Origin of the sequence: Neisseria weixii (assembly GCF_002327085.1) — a bacterium.
Lineage (GTDB): Bacteria > Pseudomonadota > Gammaproteobacteria > Burkholderiales > Neisseriaceae > Neisseria > Neisseria weixii.
This window is the reverse complement of record NZ_CP023429.1, coordinates 763,099-784,535: the sequence shown is the minus strand read 5'-3', so window position 1 is coordinate 784,535 and position 21,437 is coordinate 763,099. Positions and strand designations below refer to the sequence as shown.

General features: G+C 49.6%; 18 protein-coding genes, 1 tRNA gene and 7 pseudogenes. 13 read left to right on the top strand and 13 right to left on the bottom strand.

The window, feature by feature from the left end:
- Positions 1 to 205 precede the first annotated feature (205 nt).
- The 3 genes from CGZ65_RS03995 to CGZ65_RS15085 all read left to right on the top strand — a co-directional run bounded on the left by CGZ65_RS03995 (position 206) and on the right by CGZ65_RS15085 (position 1,221).
- A tRNA-Pro gene (locus tag CGZ65_RS03995) sits at positions 206 to 281 on the top strand.
- Between the two features lie 170 nt (positions 282 to 451).
- Positions 452 to 760: a hypothetical protein gene (locus CGZ65_RS03990; RefSeq protein WP_096294902.1), complete on the top strand. Its 309-nt coding sequence runs from the start codon at positions 452 to 454 to the stop codon at positions 758 to 760.
- A gap of 326 nt (positions 761 to 1,086) precedes the next feature.
- Positions 1,087 to 1,221, top strand: a complete 135-nt coding sequence (locus CGZ65_RS15085) for a hypothetical protein (RefSeq protein ID WP_269768626.1) — start codon at positions 1,087 to 1,089, stop codon at positions 1,219 to 1,221.
- Between the two features lie 169 nt (positions 1,222 to 1,390).
- Here the strand turns inward: CGZ65_RS15085 and CGZ65_RS03980 are convergent.
- Positions 1,391 to 2,670: pseudogene (locus tag CGZ65_RS03980) on the bottom strand (amino acid permease).
- A gap of 226 nt (positions 2,671 to 2,896) precedes the next feature.
- On the opposite strand from CGZ65_RS03980, the gene CGZ65_RS13180 reads away from it, so the two are divergent.
- Positions 2,897 to 3,049 carry a hypothetical protein gene (locus CGZ65_RS13180; protein WP_198345339.1) on the top strand — a complete coding sequence of 51 codons (153 nt, stop codon included), beginning with the start codon at positions 2,897 to 2,899 and terminating at the stop codon, positions 3,047 to 3,049.
- Between the two features lie 253 nt (positions 3,050 to 3,302).
- Positions 3,303 to 4,186, top strand: a pseudogene (locus CGZ65_RS03970) (DMT family transporter).
- 58 nt (positions 4,187 to 4,244) lie between these two features.
- Here CGZ65_RS03970 and lepB read toward each other — a convergent pair.
- The 3 pseudogenes from lepB to CGZ65_RS03955 form a co-directional block, all read right to left on the bottom strand.
- Positions 4,245 to 5,230 (bottom strand): annotated as a pseudogene (gene lepB, locus CGZ65_RS03965) (signal peptidase I).
- Positions 5,230 to 7,020, bottom strand: a pseudogene (gene lepA, locus CGZ65_RS03960) (translation elongation factor 4). The pseudogenes lepB and lepA overlap by 1 nt, the downstream one beginning before the upstream one ends.
- A 134-nt stretch (positions 7,021 to 7,154) precedes the next feature.
- Positions 7,155 to 7,855: pseudogene (locus CGZ65_RS03955) on the bottom strand (5'-methylthioadenosine/adenosylhomocysteine nucleosidase).
- A 200-nt stretch (positions 7,856 to 8,055) separates the two neighbouring features.
- Between CGZ65_RS03955 and CGZ65_RS03950 the strand changes: the two are divergent.
- Positions 8,056 to 9,188: pseudogene (locus CGZ65_RS03950) on the top strand (PilT/PilU family type 4a pilus ATPase).
- 69 nt (positions 9,189 to 9,257) lie between these two features.
- Here CGZ65_RS03950 and CGZ65_RS03945 read toward each other — a convergent pair.
- The 4 genes from CGZ65_RS03945 to CGZ65_RS14855 form a co-directional block, all read right to left on the bottom strand.
- Complete coding sequence (locus CGZ65_RS03945; protein WP_096294901.1) at positions 9,258 to 9,914, bottom strand: sulfate/molybdate ABC transporter ATP-binding protein; 657 nt, start codon at positions 9,912 to 9,914, stop codon at positions 9,258 to 9,260.
- On the bottom strand, positions 9,914 to 10,588 hold the full coding sequence (gene modB / locus CGZ65_RS03940) for a molybdate ABC transporter permease subunit (protein WP_096296089.1): 675 nt from the start codon (positions 10,586 to 10,588) through the stop codon (positions 9,914 to 9,916). The genes CGZ65_RS03945 and modB overlap by 1 nt, the downstream gene beginning before the upstream one ends.
- Positions 10,589 to 10,779: 191 nt before the next feature.
- Positions 10,780 to 11,346, bottom strand: a complete 567-nt coding sequence (gene modA, locus CGZ65_RS03935) for a molybdate ABC transporter substrate-binding protein (protein ID WP_332457932.1) — start codon at positions 11,344 to 11,346, stop codon at positions 10,780 to 10,782.
- Entirely contained in the window at positions 11,286 to 11,522 is a 237-nt protein-coding gene (locus tag CGZ65_RS14855; RefSeq protein ID WP_332457931.1) for a hypothetical protein, read from the bottom strand. The genes modA and CGZ65_RS14855 overlap by 61 nt, the downstream gene beginning before the upstream one ends.
- A gap of 214 nt (positions 11,523 to 11,736) precedes the next feature.
- Between CGZ65_RS14855 and CGZ65_RS03930 the strand changes: the two genes are divergently transcribed.
- From CGZ65_RS03930 to rlmB, 4 genes and pseudogenes are all read left to right on the top strand, one after another.
- On the top strand, positions 11,737 to 12,387 hold the full coding sequence (locus tag CGZ65_RS03930; protein WP_096296088.1) for an AzlC family ABC transporter permease: 651 nt from the start codon (positions 11,737 to 11,739) through the stop codon (positions 12,385 to 12,387).
- The gene (locus CGZ65_RS03925; RefSeq protein ID WP_096294900.1) at positions 12,384 to 12,683 is read left to right on the top strand and encodes an AzlD family protein; all 300 of its coding nucleotides are present in this window, start codon (positions 12,384 to 12,386) and stop codon (positions 12,681 to 12,683) included. Before CGZ65_RS03930 ends, CGZ65_RS03925 begins: the two co-directional genes overlap by 4 nt.
- Before the next feature lie 92 nt (positions 12,684 to 12,775).
- A complete protein-coding gene (locus CGZ65_RS03920) occupies positions 12,776 to 14,494 on the top strand; it encodes a phospho-sugar mutase (RefSeq protein WP_096294899.1) in 1,719 nt (572 codons plus the stop codon).
- A 310-nt stretch (positions 14,495 to 14,804) separates the two neighbouring features.
- A pseudogene (gene rlmB / locus CGZ65_RS03910) lies at positions 14,805 to 15,553 on the top strand (23S rRNA (guanosine(2251)-2'-O)-methyltransferase RlmB).
- A 192-nt stretch (positions 15,554 to 15,745) separates the two neighbouring features.
- Here rlmB and CGZ65_RS03905 read toward each other — a convergent pair.
- The 3 genes from CGZ65_RS03905 to pdxH form a co-directional block, all read right to left on the bottom strand.
- Positions 15,746 to 16,675 carry an aldose 1-epimerase gene (locus tag CGZ65_RS03905; protein ID WP_096294898.1) on the bottom strand — a complete coding sequence of 310 codons (930 nt, stop codon included), beginning with the start codon at positions 16,673 to 16,675 and terminating at the stop codon, positions 15,746 to 15,748.
- Positions 16,676 to 16,959: 284 nt separating this feature from the next.
- A complete protein-coding gene (locus tag CGZ65_RS03900; protein ID WP_198345338.1) occupies positions 16,960 to 18,087 on the bottom strand; it encodes a pseudouridine synthase in 1,128 nt (375 codons plus the stop codon).
- Between the two features lie 248 nt (positions 18,088 to 18,335).
- Positions 18,336 to 18,968, bottom strand: coding sequence for a pyridoxamine 5'-phosphate oxidase (gene pdxH, locus CGZ65_RS03895; protein WP_096294897.1), 633 nt, complete (start codon positions 18,966 to 18,968; stop codon positions 18,336 to 18,338).
- 98 nt (positions 18,969 to 19,066) lie between these two features.
- On the opposite strand from pdxH, the gene dut reads away from it, so the two are divergent.
- Positions 19,067 to 19,519: a dUTP diphosphatase gene (dut, locus tag CGZ65_RS03890; protein WP_096294896.1), complete on the top strand. Its 453-nt coding sequence runs from the start codon at positions 19,067 to 19,069 to the stop codon at positions 19,517 to 19,519.
- Positions 19,520 to 19,583: 64 nt separating this feature from the next.
- On the opposite strand, the gene CGZ65_RS03885 is transcribed toward dut, so the two are convergent.
- A complete protein-coding gene (locus CGZ65_RS03885) occupies positions 19,584 to 20,180 on the bottom strand; it encodes an LURP-one-related/scramblase family protein (protein WP_096294895.1) in 597 nt (198 codons plus the stop codon).
- Positions 20,181 to 20,324: 144 nt separating this feature from the next.
- Positions 20,325 to 20,513: a hypothetical protein gene (locus tag CGZ65_RS03880; RefSeq protein WP_096294894.1), complete on the bottom strand. Its 189-nt coding sequence runs from the start codon at positions 20,511 to 20,513 to the stop codon at positions 20,325 to 20,327.
- A 309-nt stretch (positions 20,514 to 20,822) separates the two neighbouring features.
- Here CGZ65_RS03880 and CGZ65_RS12740 point away from each other — a divergent pair, with 309 nt between their 5' ends.
- Positions 20,823 to 21,164, top strand: coding sequence for a hypothetical protein (locus CGZ65_RS12740; RefSeq protein ID WP_157742703.1), 342 nt, complete (start codon positions 20,823 to 20,825; stop codon positions 21,162 to 21,164).
- Positions 21,082 to 21,285: a helix-turn-helix domain-containing protein gene (locus tag CGZ65_RS03870; RefSeq protein ID WP_096294892.1), complete on the top strand. Its 204-nt coding sequence runs from the start codon at positions 21,082 to 21,084 to the stop codon at positions 21,283 to 21,285. The genes CGZ65_RS12740 and CGZ65_RS03870 overlap by 83 nt, the downstream gene beginning before the upstream one ends.
- The last annotated feature ends 152 nt before the right edge of the window (positions 21,286 to 21,437 follow it).

Below are 21,437 nucleotides of genomic sequence, written 5' to 3'. Positions count from 1 at the left end.
AAAAACAACCCGAATCCCCGCATAACCCGCCCACCGCTTCCGTGCCTGCGCCATACCCCTTTGTTTCACAAGGTCTTGCCATCAGTAAAGCTTTGCCTGTACGGCAAGTAAGTTGGCTTTCCATCATCAAGCGCATATACTGAAATCTACCTCCCACCCTGTTTGCCAAATCACCCAACAATCTTTATAATTCCTACTTCTCAACCGGAATGTAGCGCAGCCTGGTAGCGCACCTGCATGGGGTGCAGGGGTCGGAGGTTCGAATCCTCTCATTCCGACCATTTAAAAAAGCAGCCTGATTTATTTTAGGGCTGCTTATTAATTTATTGGCCGCCTGAAATCTTTCAGACGGCCTTTTGTTTATCTTTTATAAAACTTTATGCACACTCTTCTGTTTTTTGAATACCCAGTTTTATAATGACAAAGTTCATTTTTTTAAAGGAATCTCATGATGAATCATGTTTTCAAATGGTTGCTGCTGGCAGCAATGGCTGCTTCGGCTTCCGCCGCTTCGGCGCGCAGTATGCACAAACACAAACCTTTGGCTTTGGAAGAAATGCCGCCGGTCTGTCAAGAATATTTCAAACGCGCGGAGGCGTGTTATCACAAGGTAGGCGAGAAAAAGGCGTTGTTCCAAAGCGGGAACACGACATTTTTGCGCCAATCGCTGCCTGCCGCCGATGAAAAACAGCGGGTGAGAATGTGTGAAATCGCGCTGCATGATTTTCCGCAAAAGGTCAAAAATTTGAATTGCGAATAATCATGCCGTCCAGGCCGCCTGAAAAGCAGCAATATGCTGCCGCCTTTCAAACGGCCTTCTTTATTTTTGTAAGAAAACTTTTATTTTTGCCATATTGTTGCGGAGGACAGCATTTATTATAACCCCGCTTCTTTAATCTTTTGTTTTTCTTACAGAGATTGATGATGACTTTGAAACCCCCTATCCGTATTGCGGCCACCGGTGCGGTGGGCAAATTGCGTATGCGGCTTTGTTCCGCATTGCCGGCGGGATTATGCCGGGACGCGGCCAGCCGATGATTTTGCAGTTGCCGGATTTGCCGCATACGCAAAAAGCTTTGCAGGGTCATGGAAATGCACGATTACGCGTTTCTGCTGCTGCTGGGTGTGTTTGCCGCCGATGATCCCGGAAGTGGCGCGTTAAAGATGCAGATTGCGATTTTGATTAGTGCCCGCGCTTGCGCACGCTTTGTAAGCCTCTAAATTTGAACGCAGTTCAAAGCGATAGCATCGCAATATGCGCAGATAATATTTGAAATATTTTCAAACGTACGAAAAGTGTATCGCGAAGAAATGTGCCCAAGATAAAAGGTTACAAAGGTTTCAGGCAGCCTGAAAACAAGCTGCCTGAAATTTTACCATTTTTATGACTTTACGGCTTACGGAATTTTACAGCATAAGCAATACCCAAAACACCGAACCAAACGGGCATATACAGCATACCTGTGAGCGTATCCGCGTCGCGCGAGAAAAGATAAAGTGAGAACACCAAAAATGCCAAACATGCCCAAGCCATCATCACGCCGCCTGGCATTTTGTACACCGATTGCGCGTGTAATTCAGGGCGCGTTTTGCGATATTTGATGTATGCCAACAAAATCATCATCCACACAAAAATAAAACCAATACTGGAAATGGTGGTAACGATGGTAAACATTTCCATAATGCTGGTGTCTTCGCCCACATAAAGCAAAATCAAACCCAATAACAACAAGCTACAAGAGAACATCAATGCGGGCGCAGGCACACCACGTAAATTCAATAAACCAAATACGCGCGGTGCAGATTGCGTTTTGCCAAGCCGTATAACATACGCCCTGTGGAAAACATACCGCCATTGGCTGAGGATAAAGCAGACGACAAGACCACCAAATTAATCAAACCTGCGGCAATCGGAATGCCAATCATGGTAAACATGTTTACAAATGGACTGATTTTGGGATCTACCATATCCCATGGCGTAACCGTCATAATTATGCTCAATGCCAACACATAAAACACAATCACGCGAATCGGAATGCGGTTAATCGCTTTAGGCAAATTGGTATAAGGGTCTTGCGTTTCTGCTGCTGCGGTGCCTACTAATTCAATGCCCAAAAAGGCGAAAACCGCAATTTGAAATGCCGAGAAAAAGCCCCCAATGCCGTGTGGAAAAATCCCACCTTCACGCATCCATAAATGACTCAACGACGCAGGAATGCCTGTATTTGGATTCACAAAACCCGTTGCAATCAAATAAACCCCTACCAAAACCAAGCCAACAATGGCAACAATTTTAATCAGCGCAAACCAAAACTCCATTTCGCCAAACAAACGTACCGTCAGCATATTCAACGACGCCATAATGAAAATACACGCCAAACCTGGCAGCCACAGCGGTACATCAGGCCACCAGAATTGCACATAACTTGTAATCGCAATAATGTCGGCAATACCAATCACAACCCAGCAGAACCAATAGGTCCAGCCGACAAAAAAACCCACACCGCGCCCTAAAATATCGTGGGTAAAATCGGTAAAAGATTTATATTCGAGATTTGATAACAGCAATTCACCCATGGCGCGCATGACGAAAAATAGAAAAAAACCAATCAGCATATAAGTCAGCAACACCGAAGGTCCTGCCAAGCTAATGGTTTTTCCTGAGCCCATAAACAAACCCGTGCCAATAGCACCGCCAATGGCAATCAGTTGCAGATGACGATTTTTAAGATTGCGTTGTAATTTGACTTCTTGTACTTTACTCATGATGGGTACCTCTTGCATAGTGTCAAACAATTGATGAACCATTGAGCTCATCGCGCTTTGTGTTAAAGAAAACACAATATAACTGAAAAATATGAAAAATAACAAGATTGTGTTAAGTTGATTTTTTAGAATGAAACTTTTGCACAAAGGTATGGAGCGTTCGGATTTGCTCAATGCCAACGCGGCGATTTTCAAAACACAGGGCGAAGCATTGAATAAAGTGACCGGTCGTGAAATAGGTCACCATTGGTGTGCCGCCGGATGGGTCATACAGCATCCCTGAAAACGTGATTTTCGGTTTTCCTGTGATTTGTGAAAACAGCAATTATCAAATTGTACAAGGTTTGGGTTTATCGGATGACTTCAGCCGGCAGCGCATTGCCCCACCTTGAACGAATTATTGGAAAAGCAAGAAGCAGTTAAAGATTTGGTGTAAGCCGCTATAATTGATGAGACCGTCTGAAAAGTATGGTTCTATTTACACCCAAAATATGGCACAATCCAAAGCCCGATTCATCCATATTTATAGGAGCATCATGTCTGAACGGCACGCCTTACATGCTGCACCGCTGCTGGTAGCCGGCTGCATTATTTTCGGCTTGGGCAGCCTGATTGTGAAATTTGTCGATGTTGGCTCTTATGCCATTGCCTTCTGGCGGTTGGCCATTTCTGGTGTGGTGTTTTTCTTCTTGGCGCGCTTTTTCGGTCAAAAATTACCCCAAAACAAAAAGCGGTTTACACCGCCCTGCTCTCCGGCGTTTTCCTTGCCTTTGATTTGGCGCTGTGGCATGAGAGCATCCACGCTGTCGGCCCCGGTATTTCGACCCTGCTCAACAGCCTGCAAATCTTTTTCCTATCCGCCATCGGCTTTTTCTTTTTCGGCGAGCGCTTAAGCAAACTGCAAATGCTCAGTTTGCTGATTGCCGTTACTGGTGTGGCCTTTATCGGCAGCCCGGAATTCAGTTACAACAGCGATGCCGTTTGGGGCTTCGTCAGCGGGATTGCCTCAGGTGCGATGTTGGCTTTATCGATGGTATTTATCCGTAAAACCCATCAAATCGAACATACCGCGCTGTTTCCTTTAATGATGATTTTAAGCTTCGGTGGCGCATTGTCGCTGATTTTGCCGGCCTTGATGTTCGATGCGGGCGCACTCTACCCGGCCACTTTGCGCGATGTCGGCTTGGTATTGATTTACGGCGTAGTGATGCAGTGTTTTGCTTGGGGTTTGATTGCTTATGCCATTCTATTACTGTCGCTCTCGCTCACCGGTCTTTTACTGCTTTCCGAACCCGTCGCCGCCTTAGTTATCGACTATTTCTGGCTCGACAAACCGATCAACGGCTTACAGTGGCTTGGGGCGGCGATGACGCTGCTGGCGATTTATTTGGGCTCGCTTAAAAGCAAACCGGCAGATTAATCGATATGGCAAAAGGCCGTCTGAACATGGTGTTTCAGACGGCCTTTCACATCAACTTTTATTTAATCGATGTACCGATTCGGCTCATATCGCCGAAGTTCATCCACACAAAAAATGCTTTGCCAACAATCAGTTTATCACTCACAAAGCCCCAGTAGCGGGAATCTTCACTGTTGTCGCGGTTGTCGCCCATCATAAAATAATGACCTTCCGGCACCGTGCATTTAAAGGCGGAGCCGTCTGGCGCGTATTCGCAGTTTTCACGATAAGCAAAATTGGCGCGCACGGCTTGCGGCAGGAAGCTTGGCTGCTCGGCCATTTTCAACACTTGGTAGCTGTGGTTGCCGATGTTTTCACGGAAGGCTTCGGCTTCAATATCCACCATGCCGTATTGGCGGGTGTTTTCGGCGTAAGTCTGCATGCCTTCGGATTGCTCGGTAATGGTTTGGCCGTTGATGCTCAAGACTTTGTCTTTGTATTCAACCACATCACCCGGCAAGCCGATGGCGCGCTTGATGTAGTTGATGCTCGGATTTTCCGGATAGGTAAACACCACCACATCGCCATGCTCGACTTTACCGGTCGGAATCAGCAAATTATTGATAATCGGGGTGCGGATGCCGTATGAAAACTTATTCACCAAGATAAAGTCGCCTACCACCAAGCCCGGACGCATCGAACTCGACGGAATTTGGAAAGGTTCGGCGATAAAGGTACGCAATACAAATACGATTAAGATAATCGGGAAAAGCCGTTCATGTAATCGGTAAAGTGGCCTTCGTCTTGATGCGCCGGATCTTTTTTCAGACGGCCTTTATGGATAAACCACACAATGCCGGTAAACACGACAAACACCAGCAATACGGCGGTAAAACTCATGAAAAAAGACAATACACCGAACACGCCGATCATCATCAGCAGATAGCCCCATTGCAGGCCGCTGCTCCATTCCCCGTTGTCTTCACGCACTTTGCTGCTTTTCAGATACAGCACCACGCCGAACACAAAGGCAGCGATGGCTGCAAACAATAAATTTGTACCCATTATTTGTCACTCACTTGCAAAATCGCCAAGAACGCGCTTTGCGGAATTTCCACATTGCCCACCTGTTTCATACGGCGTTTCCCGGCTTTTTGTTTTTCCAATAGTTTTTTCTTACGCGTGATGTCGCCGCCGTAACATTTCGCCAATACGTTTTTACGCAGGGCTTTGACATTTTCACGGGCGATAATCTGACTGCCGATGGCGGCCTGCACGGCGATGTCAAACATTTGGCGCGGAATCAGCTCGCGCATTTTGGCAGCCAATTCACGGCCGCGGTGTACCGCGCTTTGACGATGCACAATCAGGCTCAAGGCATCGACTTTTTCTCCGTTGACCATAATATCCAGCTTAATCAAATCAGAAGCTTGGAATTCTTTAAACTGATAATCCAACGAAGCATAGCCGCGGGAGGTGGATTTGAGCCTGTCGAAGAAATCCATCACTACTTCATTCATCGGCAAATCGTAGGTCAGCATCACTTGGCGGCCCATGTATTGCATATTGACCTGCACGCCGCGCTTTTGGTTACACAGCGTCATCACGTTGCCGACATATTCCTGCGGTACGAGAATGGTTGCGGTGATAATCGGCTCGAGAATGGTCTCAATCTGGCTGATGTCGGGCAGTTTGGACGGGTTTTCCACTTCGATTTTTCGCCGTTTTTCATCACCACTTCATACACCACTGTCGGCGCAGTGGTAATCAGATCCATGTCGAATTCGCGTTCCAAACGCTCTTGAACGATTTCCAAGTGCAGCAGACCCAAGAATCCGCAACGGAAACCGAAACCCAAGGCTTGCGACACTTCCGGCTCGAATTTCAAAGCCGCGTCGTTAAGTTGCAGTTTTTCCAAGGCATCGCGCAAGGCTTCGTAATCGTGGCTTTCCACCGGATACAGGCCGGCAAATACCTGGCTTTGCACTTCTTGGAAGCCCGGCAGCGGCTCGGCGGCAGGATTGGCCGTCAGCGTGATGGTGTCGCCCACTTTGGCCGAACCCAATTCTTTAATACCGGTTATCAAAAGCCTACTTCACCGGCTTTCAATTCCGCCTTCTGCACCGATTTCGGCGTGAACACACCCAATTGCTCGACCTGCGTTTCCGCTTTGGTGCTCATGAAACGCACTTTGTCTTTGAGTTTCAGACGGCCTTGTTTGATGCGGATCAGCATCACCACGCCGACATAGTTGTCAAACCAAGAATCGATAATCATCGCCTGCAAAGGCGCATCTTCGCCACCTTCAGGTGCCGGCACTTTGGCCACGATTTCTTCCAACACATCTTCCACGCCACGCCGCTCTTGGCCGAACACTGCACTGCGCCGATGGCATCGATGCCGATGATGTCTTCAATTTCCTGCTCCACACGCTCAGGGTCGGCGGCAGGCAAGTCGATTTTGTTTAACACCGGTACGACTTCCACGCCCAAATCAATCGCGGTGTAGCAGTTGGCCACGGTTTGCGCTTCCACACCTTGCGACGCATCCACCACCAACAGCGCGCCTTCGCAAGCAGACAACGAGCGCGACACTTCGTAAGAAAAGTCAACGTGTCCGGGAGTGTCAATCAGGTTGAGCTGATAAGTCTGGCCATCACGCGCTTTGTAGCTCAAAGCCGCGGTTTGCGCCTTAATGGTGATGCCGCGCTCTTTTTCAATATCCATAGAATCCAGCACCTGTGTGCTCATTTCACGCAATTCCAAACCGCCGCAATACTGAATGAAACGGTCGGCCAGCGTTGATTTACCATGGTCGATGTGGGCAATAATGGAGAAATTTCGGATATTTTTCATGTAGTTATTTTGATGAAAAGTTCAATGGTTCAAAAGGCCGTCTGAAAAAACACGGTAAGCTTTCAGACGGCCTTCCAAATAGAATTAAAATAGCTGCGTATTTTAGCGGAAATTTACTGTTTTTGCATGGGTTTTTAAAGCTTGGCAACAACCTCCGTCACCATCTTCGCCGAACTCACCGCTGCCGTTTTCAAAAATTCTTCAAAACTAATATCCGCTTTTCATCGGCAGAATCCGACACCGCACGAATCACGACAAACGGCGTATCCAATTGATGGCAAGCCTGCGCAATCGCGGCCGCTTCCATTTCGACCGCCTGTACATCATTAAAATGACCACGGATTTCCGCCACACGCTCGCTGCTGTGGACAAATTGGTCGCCGCTGACAATCAAACCGCGGTTGACTCGGGCGTGTTCAAACGCCTGCGCCGCTTCTTTGGCCACGGCCATCAAATGTTCATCACTTTCAAATACGGCAGGCTGCTGCGGTATTTGTCCCCACACATAGCCGAATGCGGTCACATCGACATCATGATGAGCGATGCGTTCGCCAATCACGACATCGCCGACTTTCAAACCCTTGCCTAAGCCGCCCGCGCTGCCGGTATTAATCACGCAATCGGGTTGGAACTGATGAATCACCCATGAAGTGGCAATCGCGGCATTGACTTTGCCGATGCCGCTCAATACCAACACCATGCGCTTACCGTTGAGTGTGCCTTCATAGGCATTAAATTTGCCGAATTGAAACGCTTTAATGTCGTCCATACGCGTTTTCAACAATTCGATTTCCTGCGCCATCGCACCGATTACGGCCACTGTGTTCATGCTCATTTCTTGCCTTTCTGAAAGATTTGCTCCGATTATAACCCAAAGCCGTCATCTTGCCGGTCTGTGTAAAACACAACAAGGCTTAATTTTTTATCGGATATAATCGGATATATTCGATGATGACACACCGATAAGCAGCAAGCTTGCTATAATATCCTTCTAAACTAATCTCCTTCCAAACTATTTTAAATACGAAAACGCAAATGTTTGATCCAAATAATCCACCCGGCGCCAAGGAAGAATTATTCGGTTGGCTGCGCCACATGAATAAATACAAAGGTTCAGATTTATTCATCACCACCAATTTCCCGCCTGCCATGAAAGTGGACGGCAAAATCACCCGCCTCAACGACACACCGCTGACGGCTGAAAAGTGCATGGAATTGGCTTTTTCGATTATGAATACCAAGCAAATCGAAGAATTTTCCAGCACCAATGAATGCAACTTCGCCATCAGTCTGCCCGACACCAGCCGCTTCCGTGTCAATGCCATGATTCAACGTGGCGCCACGGCGATGGTGTTCCGCGCGATTACCAGCAATATTCCGAAATTCGACAGTCTCAATCTGCCGCCGGTATTGAAAGATGTGGCCATGAAAAAACGTGGTTTGGTGATTTTCGTCGGCGGCACAGGCTCGGGAAAATCGACATCGCTGGCTTCTTTGATTGATTACCGCAACGAAAATTCGTTCGACCACATCATCACCATCGAAGATCCGATCGAATTTGTACACGAACACAAAAACTGCATCATCACCCAACGAGAAGTCGGCGTAGATACCGAAAACTGGATGGCAGCGCTGAAAAACACGCTGCGCCAAGCACCGGATGTGATTTTGATTGGTGAGATTCGCGACCGCGAAACCATGGATTACGCGATTGCCTTTGCCGAAACCGGCCACTTGTGCATGGCCACACTGCACGCTAACAGCACCAACCAAGCGCTCGACCGCATCATCAACTTCTTCCAGAAGAACGCCGCACGCAGCTTCTGACTGATTTGTCGCTGAACCTGCAAGCATTTATCTCGCAACGTCTGGTGCCGCGCGAAAGCGGCAAAGGCCGTGTGGCCGCGGTGGAAGTGTTGCTCAATTCTCCGCTGATTGCCGAATTGATCAATAAAGGCGAAATCCACGGTATCAAAGAGTTGATGAAGAAATCCGCCGCCCAAGGCATGCAAACTTTTGACCAAGCCTTGTACGAACTTTATGAACGCGGCGACATCAGTTTCCAAGATGCCATTCGCAATGCCGATTCCGCCCACGATTTACGCTTGGACATCCAATTACGCAGCCGTCGCGCGCAAAATGCGGGTCCGGATTTGGAGCTGATTTGAATCATTAAAATATATCAAAGGCCGTCTGAAACATTTTCAGACGGCCTTGATTCAATCCATCATTTAATCTCAATAAGCTTTTTCCAATCGTAATACCCCGTTTGCCATGTGCCAAATTTCCTGCCCCAAGGCTTCCGCATCGGCCCGGTCATGGGTAATCAGAATCATCGGCACACCCGCCATCTGCTGCAAATCCAATACTTCGCGGCGGGTGCGTTGGCGCAACTGGGCATCCAATGCGGAAAACGGCTCATCCAGCAGCAACAGTTTCGGCCCGGTAATCAACATCCGTGCCAAGGCTGTGCGCTGTTTTTGCCCGCCGGACATTTGGTTGGGATAATGGTCGGCAATGTGTGCCAACTCAAGCAAATCCAACCAATACTGCGCTTTTTCAGACGGCCTTTTGTTCGGATTGCGCCAACCTGTTGCCAAGCCGAAATCGATATTCTGCGCCACGGTCAAATGTGGAAACAGGGCATAGTCTTGAAACAGCAAACCGGCTTTGCGCGCTTGTGTGGCCAACTTTACGCGCTCATCCCACCATGTTTCGCCGTCGATGCGGATATAGCCGCTGTCGGGTTGCATCAAACCGGCCAGCAATTGCAAGGTCAGGCTTTTACCCGAACCGGATGCCCCTAAAATCACGATGCGCTGCGCATCAGATTTCAGGGCGACATTCAAGGCTAACGACGGCAATTTCTTGTGCAACTCGATATCAAACAACATTATTTTCTCCCGTCTTTCACGCACATTAAATGTCCGGCGGCCAGTAAAATCACAATACACACCGCCGACACCAGCACCACCAACCCATTGGCCAGCGCATCATCTCCGGCCTGCACCGCTTCGTAAATCGCAATCGACAAGGTCTGTGTCTGCCCCGGGATACTGCCCGCAATCATCAATGTGGCACCAAATTCGCCCAACGCGCGGGCAAATGCCAGTAAAATACCGGCCAAAATCCCACGCCACGCCAAGGGCAGGCTGACGCGGAAAAACACCGCCGCTTCACTCAGGCCCAACACCCTCGCGGCCTGCTCCCATTGCGGATTCACTTCTTCAAACGCCGCCCGCGCCGGTTTGAAAATCAGCGGGAAAGTCACCACCACCGCCGCAATCACCGCGCCCTGCCATGTAAAAATCAGGTTAATGCCGAACGTATCTTTCAGCCACACACCGAATGCGCTGTTGCGGCCGAAGGCCACCAACAAATAATAGCCGAGTACCGTCGGCGGCAACACCATCGGCAGGGTGAGCAATGTATCCAGCACATTGCGCCCGACAAAACGCCGGCGTGCCAAGGCAAAGCCAACCGCCACCGCCAACACGGTATTCAACAACGTGGCGGTCGCCGCAATTTTGAGCGAGAGTAATAAAGTTGTGAGTAAGGTTTCGTTCATAAGCGGGTGATGATTGAAGGCCGTCTGAAAGCATAAAGCATATAGCCGTTTAAAATAGAAATAAGACAAAGCGGCAGCTGCCGTGTACATCCGGTACATAAGGGAGCTGGCAACGCTGTATTATTTTTATTTTTAAGCCACTAGATTTATATTCTTTTTCAGACGGCCTGTTTCATTTTTCATTCGAAGCATCAAGGCTTTCTAAAACCATAACGGTTCAACACCGCCTGCCCTTGCGCCGACAACACATATTGCACAAACCGCTTGGCTTCCACCGCCTGCTTGGTGCTTTTGCTCACCGCAATCGGGTAAGACACGGCGCTTGGCGTCGGCACCGTCGCCAAAATTTTGACCTTGCCTTTCATCAACACGGCATCGGTGCGGTATACAAAACCGGCATCCACCTCACCGCGCGCGATGTAATCTAAAGACTGGCGCACGTTTTGCGTGGTGATGATTTTCGGCTGCAAACCCGCCCACAAACCGGCTTTTTCCAAACTGGCTTTGCTGTAGCGGCCGGCCGGCACGCTGGCCGGATTGCTCACGGCAATGCGGCCGAAATGTCGGCTTTGCAAATCGCCGAGTTGGTTTACCGCATACCGGCTGCTCTTCGGTGCAGCAATCACCAAAGCATTGTGCGCAAACGTTTTGCGGCTGCCGGCTTCAATCACATTCTTCTGCTGCGCCTGATTCATGGTCACTTCATCGGCAAAAGCCAATACATCCACCGGCGCACCCCGCACTGCCTGTTGCAGCAAAACCCCGAACCGGCGGTATTGAGCTTGATTTTACTTTGCGGATATTGTTTGTGATAGTGCGTGATGATGTCATTGAACGCATCTTTTAAGCTGGCGGCTGCAGATACGGTGATTTCCGCCGCGGATATTTGGCCTGCGGCAAAAGCGGTCAACAAAAAGGCATAGGGGATTTTCATACGGCCTACCCGATGAATAAAAAACGTTGTTGTACCATTTCTCTTCATGCCCTTTTATAATCCTAAAGAACTAATCAATTGGATTAACACCTCAACAGACCGTCTGAAAATCAATGGGTGTATAATGCGCTTTTTTCATATCGAAATGTTTCCCCATACCATGACGGCTTCCCCGAAACAAGAATTTTTACGCGGCATCAAAGACTGCTCGCCCATGCTCATCGGCTTGTTGCCGTGGGCGATTATTTTGGGTGTGCAAGGCGGACAGAAAGGCATGAGTTGGCTAGAAATGATGCTGATGACAGGAATGAACTTTGCCGGCGGCTCGGAATTTGCCGCGGTTGATTTATGGACTCATCCGCTGCCCATTCTGCTGATTGCGGGCGTGACTTTTATGATTAACTCACGCCATATTCTGATGGGCGCGGCCTATGCGCCGTATATGAAAAATGCACCGATGAAAAAAGTGTTGCCGTCGCTGTTTTTCATGTGTGACGAATCGTGGGCGCTGGGTTTGGCTGAAGCACAAAAGCGCAAAGCGGCCGGTTTGGGCGGCTTTAATTTTGCCTATTACGGCAGCACGTGTTTCATTATGTACACTACCTGGATTCTGTTTGCCAGTATTGGCGCGGCGGTCGGTCCGATGTTCGGCGATGTGGCCGCTTGGGGCTTCGGAATGGCTTTTCCGGCGGTGTTTTTGGTGATTATGCGCGGCTTGTGGAAGAGTTTTTCGGCGGTGCGGCCTTGGTTTGTCAGCCTGATTGTGGCGGCCATCACCTGTTTGAGTATTGACGGGCCTTGGTATGTACCGGCCGGCGCATTATCAGGCCTGCTCACGGCTTACCTGCTGGGAGCGCAAGAATGATTACGCTCGACTCCTTCCTGCTTTTTTGCGCCATGCTGTGCGTGACTTATTCCACCCGCCTCATCGGCTTTTTCGCCCTGCGCAACCGTACCTTGGGCAAACGCGCCCAAACGGTGATGGAAGCCGCTCCCGGCTGCGTGTTGATTTCGGTGATTGCGCCGTATTTTGTGTCCGACAAACCGCACGAACTGATTGCCATCGCCTTGACTGTATTGGCTGCCAGCCGTTTTTCGATGTTGGCCACCGTCATCGTCGGCGTGGCATCTTCGGGCATACTCGGCTATCTGATGCGCTGATGCTGCCGTATATCGGCTTAGGCAGCGCATTGTGCCGCAATAACGTATAATCTTGTTCATAATCCGTTTATTACCCCAAAAGGATGATTCAGATGGCCTATCAAGAAACGTATCAAAAATGGTTGGATTTTGCCGGCATGCCCGATTTCTTAAAACAAGAATTGTCGGCCATGGATGAAAAAACCAAAGAAGACGCATTCTATGTACCGCTGGAATTCGGCACCGCCGGTATGCGCGGCGTGATCGGCGCCGGTATCAACCGCATCAACCGCTATGTGGTGCGCCAAGCCACCGAAGGCTTTGCGCAACTGATTGCCGGCAAAGGTGAAGCCGCAAAAAGCGCCGGCGTGGTGATTGCCTATGATTCGCGCCATTTCTCGCAAGAATTTGCCTTTGATTCCGCTGCTTTGCTGGCACAACACGGCATTCAGGCTTATGTATTCGAATCTTTGCGGCCAACCCCTGAATTATCCTTCGCCGTGCGCGAACTCAAAGCCGCCGGCGGCATCATGATTACCGCCAGCCACAATCCGGCAGAATTCAACGGTTATAAAGTCTACGGCGAAGACGGCGGCCAACTGTCGCCTGATGATGCCGCTGCGTTGACCAAACTCATCCGCGCCGTGGATGATCCCTTCACCATCCAAGTGGCCGATTTCGAGGCTGCCAAAGCCGACGGCAAAATCAAGCTGTTGAGCGAAGAAATGGATCAAAAATACTTGGCCGCCGTCAAAACCGTCACCATCAATCCCGAATTGATTGCCCAACACGGTAAAGACCTGAAAATCGTCTATACCCCGCTGCACGGCACCGGCGAAATGATGGTGCGCCGCGCGTTGAAGCAGGCCGGTTTTGAATCGTTCGAATTGGTGGAAGAACAAGCCATCGCCGACCCGAACTTTACCACCGCGCCTTCGCCCAACCCCGAAAGTCAAGCCGCGTTTGCTTTGGCGGAAAAACTGGGTGCAGCAGTCGGCGCCGATTTGCTGCTCGGCACCGACCCCGACGCCGACCGCTTGGGCGCGGAAATCCGCCAAGCCGACGGCAGCTACTTAACCTTAACCGGCAACCAAATCGGTGCGGTCATGGCGAAATACATTTTGGAAGCCCACCGCCAAGCCGGTACGCTGCCGACAAACGGCGCGATATGTAAATCCATCGTTTCCACCGAATTGGTCGGCAAAATCGCCGAAAGCTACGGCGTAACCGTATTTAACGTTTTGACCGGCTTCAAATTCGTGGCCGAAAAAATCGCCGGATTCGAGCGCACACAAGCCTATAATTATTTATTCGGCTTTGAAGAAAGCAACGGCTACTTAATCAAACCGTTTGCCCGCGACAAAGACTCGGTACAAGCCGCAGTGATGTTTGCCGAAATCGCCGCCTACTACCGCTCGCGCGGCATGACATTGGCTGACGGTCTCGACGAAATCTACCGCGAATACGGCTATTATTTCGACAAACCGATTTCCATCACTATGACCGGTATTGACGGCGCAGCGGAAATCCAAGCGATTATGGGCAAATTCCGCGCCAACGCGCCGAAGCAGTTCAACGGCACCGACATCATCAAAGTGGAAGATTTCCAAGCGCAAACCGCCACCGATTCAGACGGCAAGGTCACCGCTTTGAACACATCGCCGAGCAATGTATTGAAATACTACTTGGCCGACGGCTCTTGGGTTGCCGTGCGCCCTTCCGGTACCGAACCGAAAATCAAATTCTACATTTCCGCCGTCGGCGGCAGCATGAACGAAGCCGAAGGCAAATTCAAAGAAATAGATAAAGAAATCAAAGCCTTTATCGCTTGATTAGTTTGTTTTTTTGAACAATAAGGACGAGGCCTTTGCAATACCCTAGACTTGAGTGCAGTGCGAAGTGAGAGCAGCACGGAAAACACAGATATATCATAAAGATAGGCAAGTTTTCGAGCAGCGCATAACGAAGAAATGTGCCAAAGATAGGGATGTTGCAAAGGTTTCAGGCCGTCTGAATCATTGATTTTCAGACGGCCTTTCGCTTATGTATCGATCAAATCGTTATTCATCCACGCCACAATTTTCACGCGCCGGCATGCAAATCCCGTATAATGCCGTCTGAAACATTTTCTTAAGTAAAACAATGGCCAACCAAAGATTGATTTACGGCTTCCACGCCGTTAACGCCCGCTTGTGGCAAAACCCGAAATCCATTACCGAACTCTACGTTCAAGAAGGCAAAAACGATGCCCGCACACGTGAAGTGTTGGAAAAAGCCGCCACCGAAAACGTGCGCCTGCATTTTGCCGATGCCGGCCGTCTCGACACCATCGCCAAAGGTGCGCGCCATCAAGGCGTAGTCGGTTTTATCGACGCTTCCAAAAACCACGTCCACTTGGAAGACGTCTTGGAAAACCTGAGTGAGCCGGCCTTTTTATTGGTGCTCGACGGCATCACCGACCCGCACAATCTCGGCGCGTGTCTGCGTACCGCCGATGCCATGGCGTGCATGCGGTGATTGCGCCCAAAGACAAAAGCGCGGGCTTGAATGCCACCGTCAGCAAAGTGGCCTGCGGCGCGGCCGAAACCGTGCCTTATATCACCGTCACCAATTTGGCACGCACCTTGCGCGAATTGAAAGAATACGGTATTTGGATTGTCGGCACCGATATGGGCGGCCAATCCGATTTGTACCACACCGACCTGCCCGAAAGCGTGGCGTGGGTGATGGGCAACGAAGGCGAAGGTATGCGCCGCCTGACACGCGAGCATTGCGATATGCTGGTATCGATTCCGATGTTCGGCACAGTCGAGAGCATGAATGTGTCAGTATCCGCCGGTATGGTGTTGAGCGAAACGCGCCGTCAGCGCGTGTTGAAAGCAGAACAATAAACCTACACATCAAAATGCCGTCTGAAAACTGTTTCAGACGGCATTTTTTCTTATAAAAAATGACTTTTACAAAACTCTTTATCACACTGGCAATATTAAACCCACGTCATTCCCGCCTGCGCGGGAATGAGGTCATCTTTATCTTTGTAATGATAAAAATCTAAAGCAATTCAACAGCCTCAGTTTTCAATATTACTCCTGCCAAGACAACACATAGCGCGTAGCAAACATCCGCATTTCCCCCGCCTGCAATACCTGCAGGCCCAAACCATTATTGAAACCGTCGGGCGCGCCGCTCAAATTTTCCAATGCAACCGAATCGCGCGTTGCCGGAATATAGATTTGCAGATAAGGATAGCTTGAATCCGGATAAATGCGCAGTTGCAGCTTTTCGCCGATCAACACGCAAGCCGGTTTGTCAAAATCGGCCAACACGAAACTGTTGTCCAGCGCGATGCCTTGCATACTCAAGGCCGTCTGAAAGCGGGTGTCGGGCAGAATATTGCCGTTGGCAACCAAATCTTGGTCAAATTCCAACCGCTCGCTGCTGTTGAGCTGCATCGTCCAATCATCAACTTTGCCGCCGAGTGTGAAATAAGGATGCCAACCGTCGGCCAACGGCATGGCGCGGTTGCCGGTGTTGGTTGCGCGTGTGGTCACCGTCAGGCCGTCTGAATCCAATCGATACACAATATTCAAACGATAGGCAAAAGGATAGCCGCTGTCGTCCTGGCGGTAATCTGCCGCCAGCTCCACCCAAGCCGATTGGGCATCCTCGCCACTTTGCACAACGGCAAAATCACAGTCATACATCAAGCCGTGCAAAGCGTGGCCGGCTGCCTGAAATTTACCCTCAAGCTGATAAAGCTGCCCGTTAAACTCATATTGACCATGCCGCACGCGACAGGCAAACGGGCTGAGTTTGACGCTGTGAAAACCATCTGTCAGCGTTTGGCGGCATTGCTGCGGCGATTCATGTCCTTTGACAGCGTTGAACCAAGTACCGTCAGGCCTCATGATTTCATAGCGGTTGAGCAGAGCGCCAAAGGTGTAAATTTCGGCACGGCATTGGCTTCGATGGTTTAATACAATGGTTTCTTCAGATAAATCAAGGCTGAACATCTTCGCTCATTTCTCCATACACAAAATGAGACCTTTGCAAAACCTTATGAACCATCAATAAAAACCAAAACTGCCGTCATTCCCGCGCAGGCGGGAATTCATCTTAAGATTATAATAAACCTATTTTATTCAACAATTTGTCATACTCAAAAATGGCTTCCCGCCTGCGCGGGAATGACGGCAGTTTTAAAGCAAACTGGCTTTTGGAGTTTTGCAAAGATCCCAAAATGCCGTCTGAAAATCATTTCACAGACATTCAGACGGCATTGATTTAACTGAACAGCTTACGAACGGCGGCGGTATTCGCCCGGCAGCAGCATATCCGCCCACTTCATAATATTGGCGACTTCTGCCGGATTCAATTCATAAAACTGGCCGCGTTTCAAGCGGTTCGGCAGACCAATCGGGCCAAAGCCCACACGCACCAAACGGCTGACAGTCAGGCCTTGGCTTTCGAAAATACGGCGTACTTCGCGGTTGCGGCCTTCTTTAATCACCACGTTATACCATTTGTTCATGCCCTCGCCGCCCTGCTCGTAAATACGCTCGACCTTGGCCAAACCGTCTTCCAGCATCACGCCTTCCTGCGTCAGCATACGCATTTGCTCGGTGCTCAGTTCACCCAACACGCGCACAGCGTATTCGCGCTCGACTTCAAAGCTCGGGTGGGCAAAACGCTGCACCAATTCGCCTGAAGTGGTCAAAATCAGCAAACCGCTGGTGTTGATGTCCAAACGGCCAATCGCCACCCAACGGCTGCTGGCCGCTTGCGGCAAACGGTCGAAAATACTCACGCGGCCTTGCGGGTCGTCGCGTGATACGATTTCGCCTTCTTGTTTGTAATACAGAATAATGCGCGGCAGGCGGTCGGCCCATTTCAGCTTGATGACATTACCCTTCACCGTCACATGGTCGTCGGGCGTGACTTTTTCGCCCAACTCGGCCACGCGGCCATTGACCGTCACCCAACCGTTGGTAATCCATTCTTCCATCTCACGGCGCGAACCCACACCCGAAGCAGCCAGCACTTTTTGCAAACGCTCCGGCTCAAAACGCGACAAATCGCTGCGCCGCTCTTTCAAATCGCGCGCGTGTTCCATGATTTTTTGGTTCGGATTGCGCACCATCAGCTTTTTGGCTTTAGAGACACGCTGTTTCGGCACACGCGGATTTTGCTCGGCCGTTTGGTCGCGGAAACTTGATTTCGCCGTTTTGCCTGCTTTCAGGCCGTCTGAAACGGCTTCGCCGCGTGCACGGCGGCCGCCTTTGAATTCGGTTTCTTGTGATTTGGATTTAAAGCCGGATTCGGCTTTCGGTTTGCTTTTGAACGATACGCTTTTCTTGGCGGGCTTTTGGGCGGCGGTGGACACGCCGTCACGCCATTCGCGCTTGCTGGTCGGCTTTTTGGCCATGATGAATCTCCTAACACGTTGGATATTTTGAAAACAACGGTTCTTCTGCGGCAAATGCGGCAGGACAGTTGGACAATGGATACTGAGGGAATACTGAGGCCGTCTGAAAAATTAAGCGCTTTCAGACGGCCTTTTATATCAACCGCGATTTTACCCTATTTTATTGAATTTGTGTTGGTTTTAATTTAGAAAAGGCCGTCTGAAAACAAATGGTTCAGCGCTTCATCTTTATTTCCAAGCCAATCCGATTAAGGCGACAACCGCTCTTTCACCCACACACCGTTTTCCAAGCGATACTGAATGCGGTCGTGCAAACGGCTTGGGCGGCCCTGCCAAAATTCAATGCGGTCGGGAATCACGATATAGCCGCCCCAATGCGGCGGGCGCGGCACATGCAGCGGGTGTTTCGCGCCGACTGCCGCGGCTTTCGCCACCAACATGGCTTTGCCGGAAATTACTTCACTCTGATTGCTCGCCCATGCGCCGATGCGGCTGGTGTAGGGGCGGCTGTCGAAATATTCGTCGGAAGCAGCCGCATCCAGTTTTTCAATGCGCCCTTCAATGCGCACTTGGCGCTCCAATTCAGGCCAGAAAAACGTCATCGCGGCAAACGGGTTGGCGGCAAACGATTTGCCCTTGCGGCTATGGTAATTGGTGAAAAAGACAAAACCTTGCGCGTTCACTTCTTTGAGCAGCACCATGCGGCTGTTGGGGCGGCCGTCTTCGCCGACCGAAGCCACGTTCACAGCCGTCGGCTCGTTGGCCTGCGAATGCATAGCTTCTTGCAGCCATTGTTCGAATTGGGTAATCGGGTTGCTGTCGCACTCTGATTCCGACAGCTCGCGTTTGCTGTAGTCTTCGCGGATATTGTGCAGATCCATGATGGTTCTCCTGTGGTTTGCTCTAATGATACGCTTTTTTTCAGACGGCCTCAAGCTTGTTATAATGCCGTCTGAAAAATATCAATGCGAGAAAAACCATGCAAATAGAAGTCGAACTGAAAATCTTAAACCCGAAAATGGCCGAGCAGCTTCCCGCCTATGCCACCCCCGGCTCCGCCGGCTTGGATTTGCGCGCGTGTTTGGACGAAGCGGTGACGCTGCAACCGGGCGAAACCTATCTGGTGCCGACCGGCTTGGCCGTGCATTTGGCCAATCCTGCCTACGCCGCCGTATTACTGCCGCGCTCCGGCCTCGGCCACAAACACGGCATTGTGTTGGGCAATCTGGTGGGCTTAATCGACTCGGATTATCAGGGCGAATTGAAAGTGTCGGTATGGAACCGCAGCCAAACCGCCTTCACCATCGAACCGATGGAACGCATCGCGCAAATGGTGATTGTGCCGGTGATTCAGGCGGCGTTTAAAGTGGTGGACGACTTTGCCGCCAGCGAACGCGGCGAAGGCGGATTCGGCAGCACCGGTAAGGCTTAAAGTTTTCATTTAAAAGGCCGTCTGAAAACTTTTGTTTTCAGACGGCCTTTTAAATGAAAACCGATTAACCGTCACCACGCTCCAACAGCATCACCATCATCACGGCATTCAACACCAGCACATCATCGCGCTCATCGGTTTGGGCGAGTTTGTCCAAGCTAAACTTGCGCTCGAAAAACGACGGCTCTTTTTTCAGGCAGTAAACTTCCTGCCCATCCGGTGCGGTGATTGCGTAAGTCGGATTGAGAAAATAACCGGTCAACGAGCCGAGCAGCGGAATTTCACCGATCAAGCCGTTAACCAAGGCCACCATCGGATTGGTTTCGCGCAGTTGATACACTTCACAGCCCTGCTCGTCGAACAGCACATAGCTGGTTTTCCACAACGATTTCATGCCGTGGCGCTGAATTTTGCCGATCGCATTTCCGCTTGGATCGCGCACGGTATAAACCGCATTGAAATCAATAATGCGGTCGGCTCGGATGTTGAACAATTCGGTTTTGTCGCTGCTGCTGCGAAAAATCTGCACCGACTCTTTGATTTTAAAAATCTTCTGCCGCGTGTAGGCAATTTCTTTGCCGTCGGCATCGAATACGGAAAAATCGTTTGACGGCGTAAAGATTTTGAATTGGAAATTTAAGGGAAAACGGATATTCTGCATGATGTTCTTCTCTGAAAACGGACAAAATTGCGCTATTTAAACCATCAATTTACTCTGTGCCCCATTCTCGCACACATACATCCGTTTCCCAAATCAATCCGATCCGATTTATCAAAAATTTATCGTCAATGCATAAAACGGTGTTTACTGCGAATCACCTTCGGGATTTATTTCTTTGATCTGACCATTTTGATAAGCAACGTGTTTCGCCAGTTCTTGTTGCGCTTCTTGCCAGGTGTGGCCGCATTGCGTGCATTGCAGCAAACCGTCTGGTGTATGGTGGCAATAAGGGAATTGACAATTCGGGCAATAAATATGGCTGCGGATTTCCATGGCTGGCTCCTTTCATTGTTTGCGAAGCTTATTTCAATATGCCGTCTGAAATGTTCAGACCACATATTGGCGGGTGAAAGCGATCGTTCTTCTTAATGAGACTGTTTGAAACTTGATTTGTTTTTATTATAAACATATTAATGGAAATATTTGCCAGATTCTTTAAAAAAAACTTGCCTAATCCTGCGAAATATTTAGATTATTTTATCGTATCAAAGGATTTTGTTATGGATTCCGCCGCTGCTGAAACCGTCATCCGGCATATTCAAACCCTTAATCAACCGGGTCTTACACCCTTTTAAAGGAATCATGTTGCATACTGCTGAGCCGCCGGTCAAAATCGATGTAATTTCCGAATACACCACCGTAACATTTATTTCATCGGGCGAGCAAAATATGCGGCTGGGCGAACGCTCTTTCATGGCGCGTATCAGTGATATGCTGTTTATTCTGTTCCGGCTACCCATCTCAAGCCGCTTTCTGCCTCAAATCAAAAAAACCTGCCATGTTCTGCAAGAGGCCTTGAACCCAAAAATGAACCGTTGCCCGCTTCATCAAATTATCGGGTATGGAGAAATCGGCTTTTTATCAGCATTTCAAAATGATTACCGGCTGCACGCCCTTGCAGTACCAGAAATCGATTCGTCTTAATCATGCCAAAAGTCTGATTCTGAAAAGTGATTTGCCCATTACCCAAACCGCCTATCAAGTGGGCTATGAAAGTGCCAACCAATTCAGCCGCGAATACAAACGCATCTCCAGCACCATCTAAAGAAGACCAGCAGGCCGTCTAAAAAAAAAAAAAAAAAAAAATAAAATAAACTGCCCCCAAAGTTGGACGATCTCTCCAACCTTAAAAGATGCAGTTTTCTTATTGACAAATATTCATCAGACTTCAAATGCCTAACCTTACTCCATTATTAC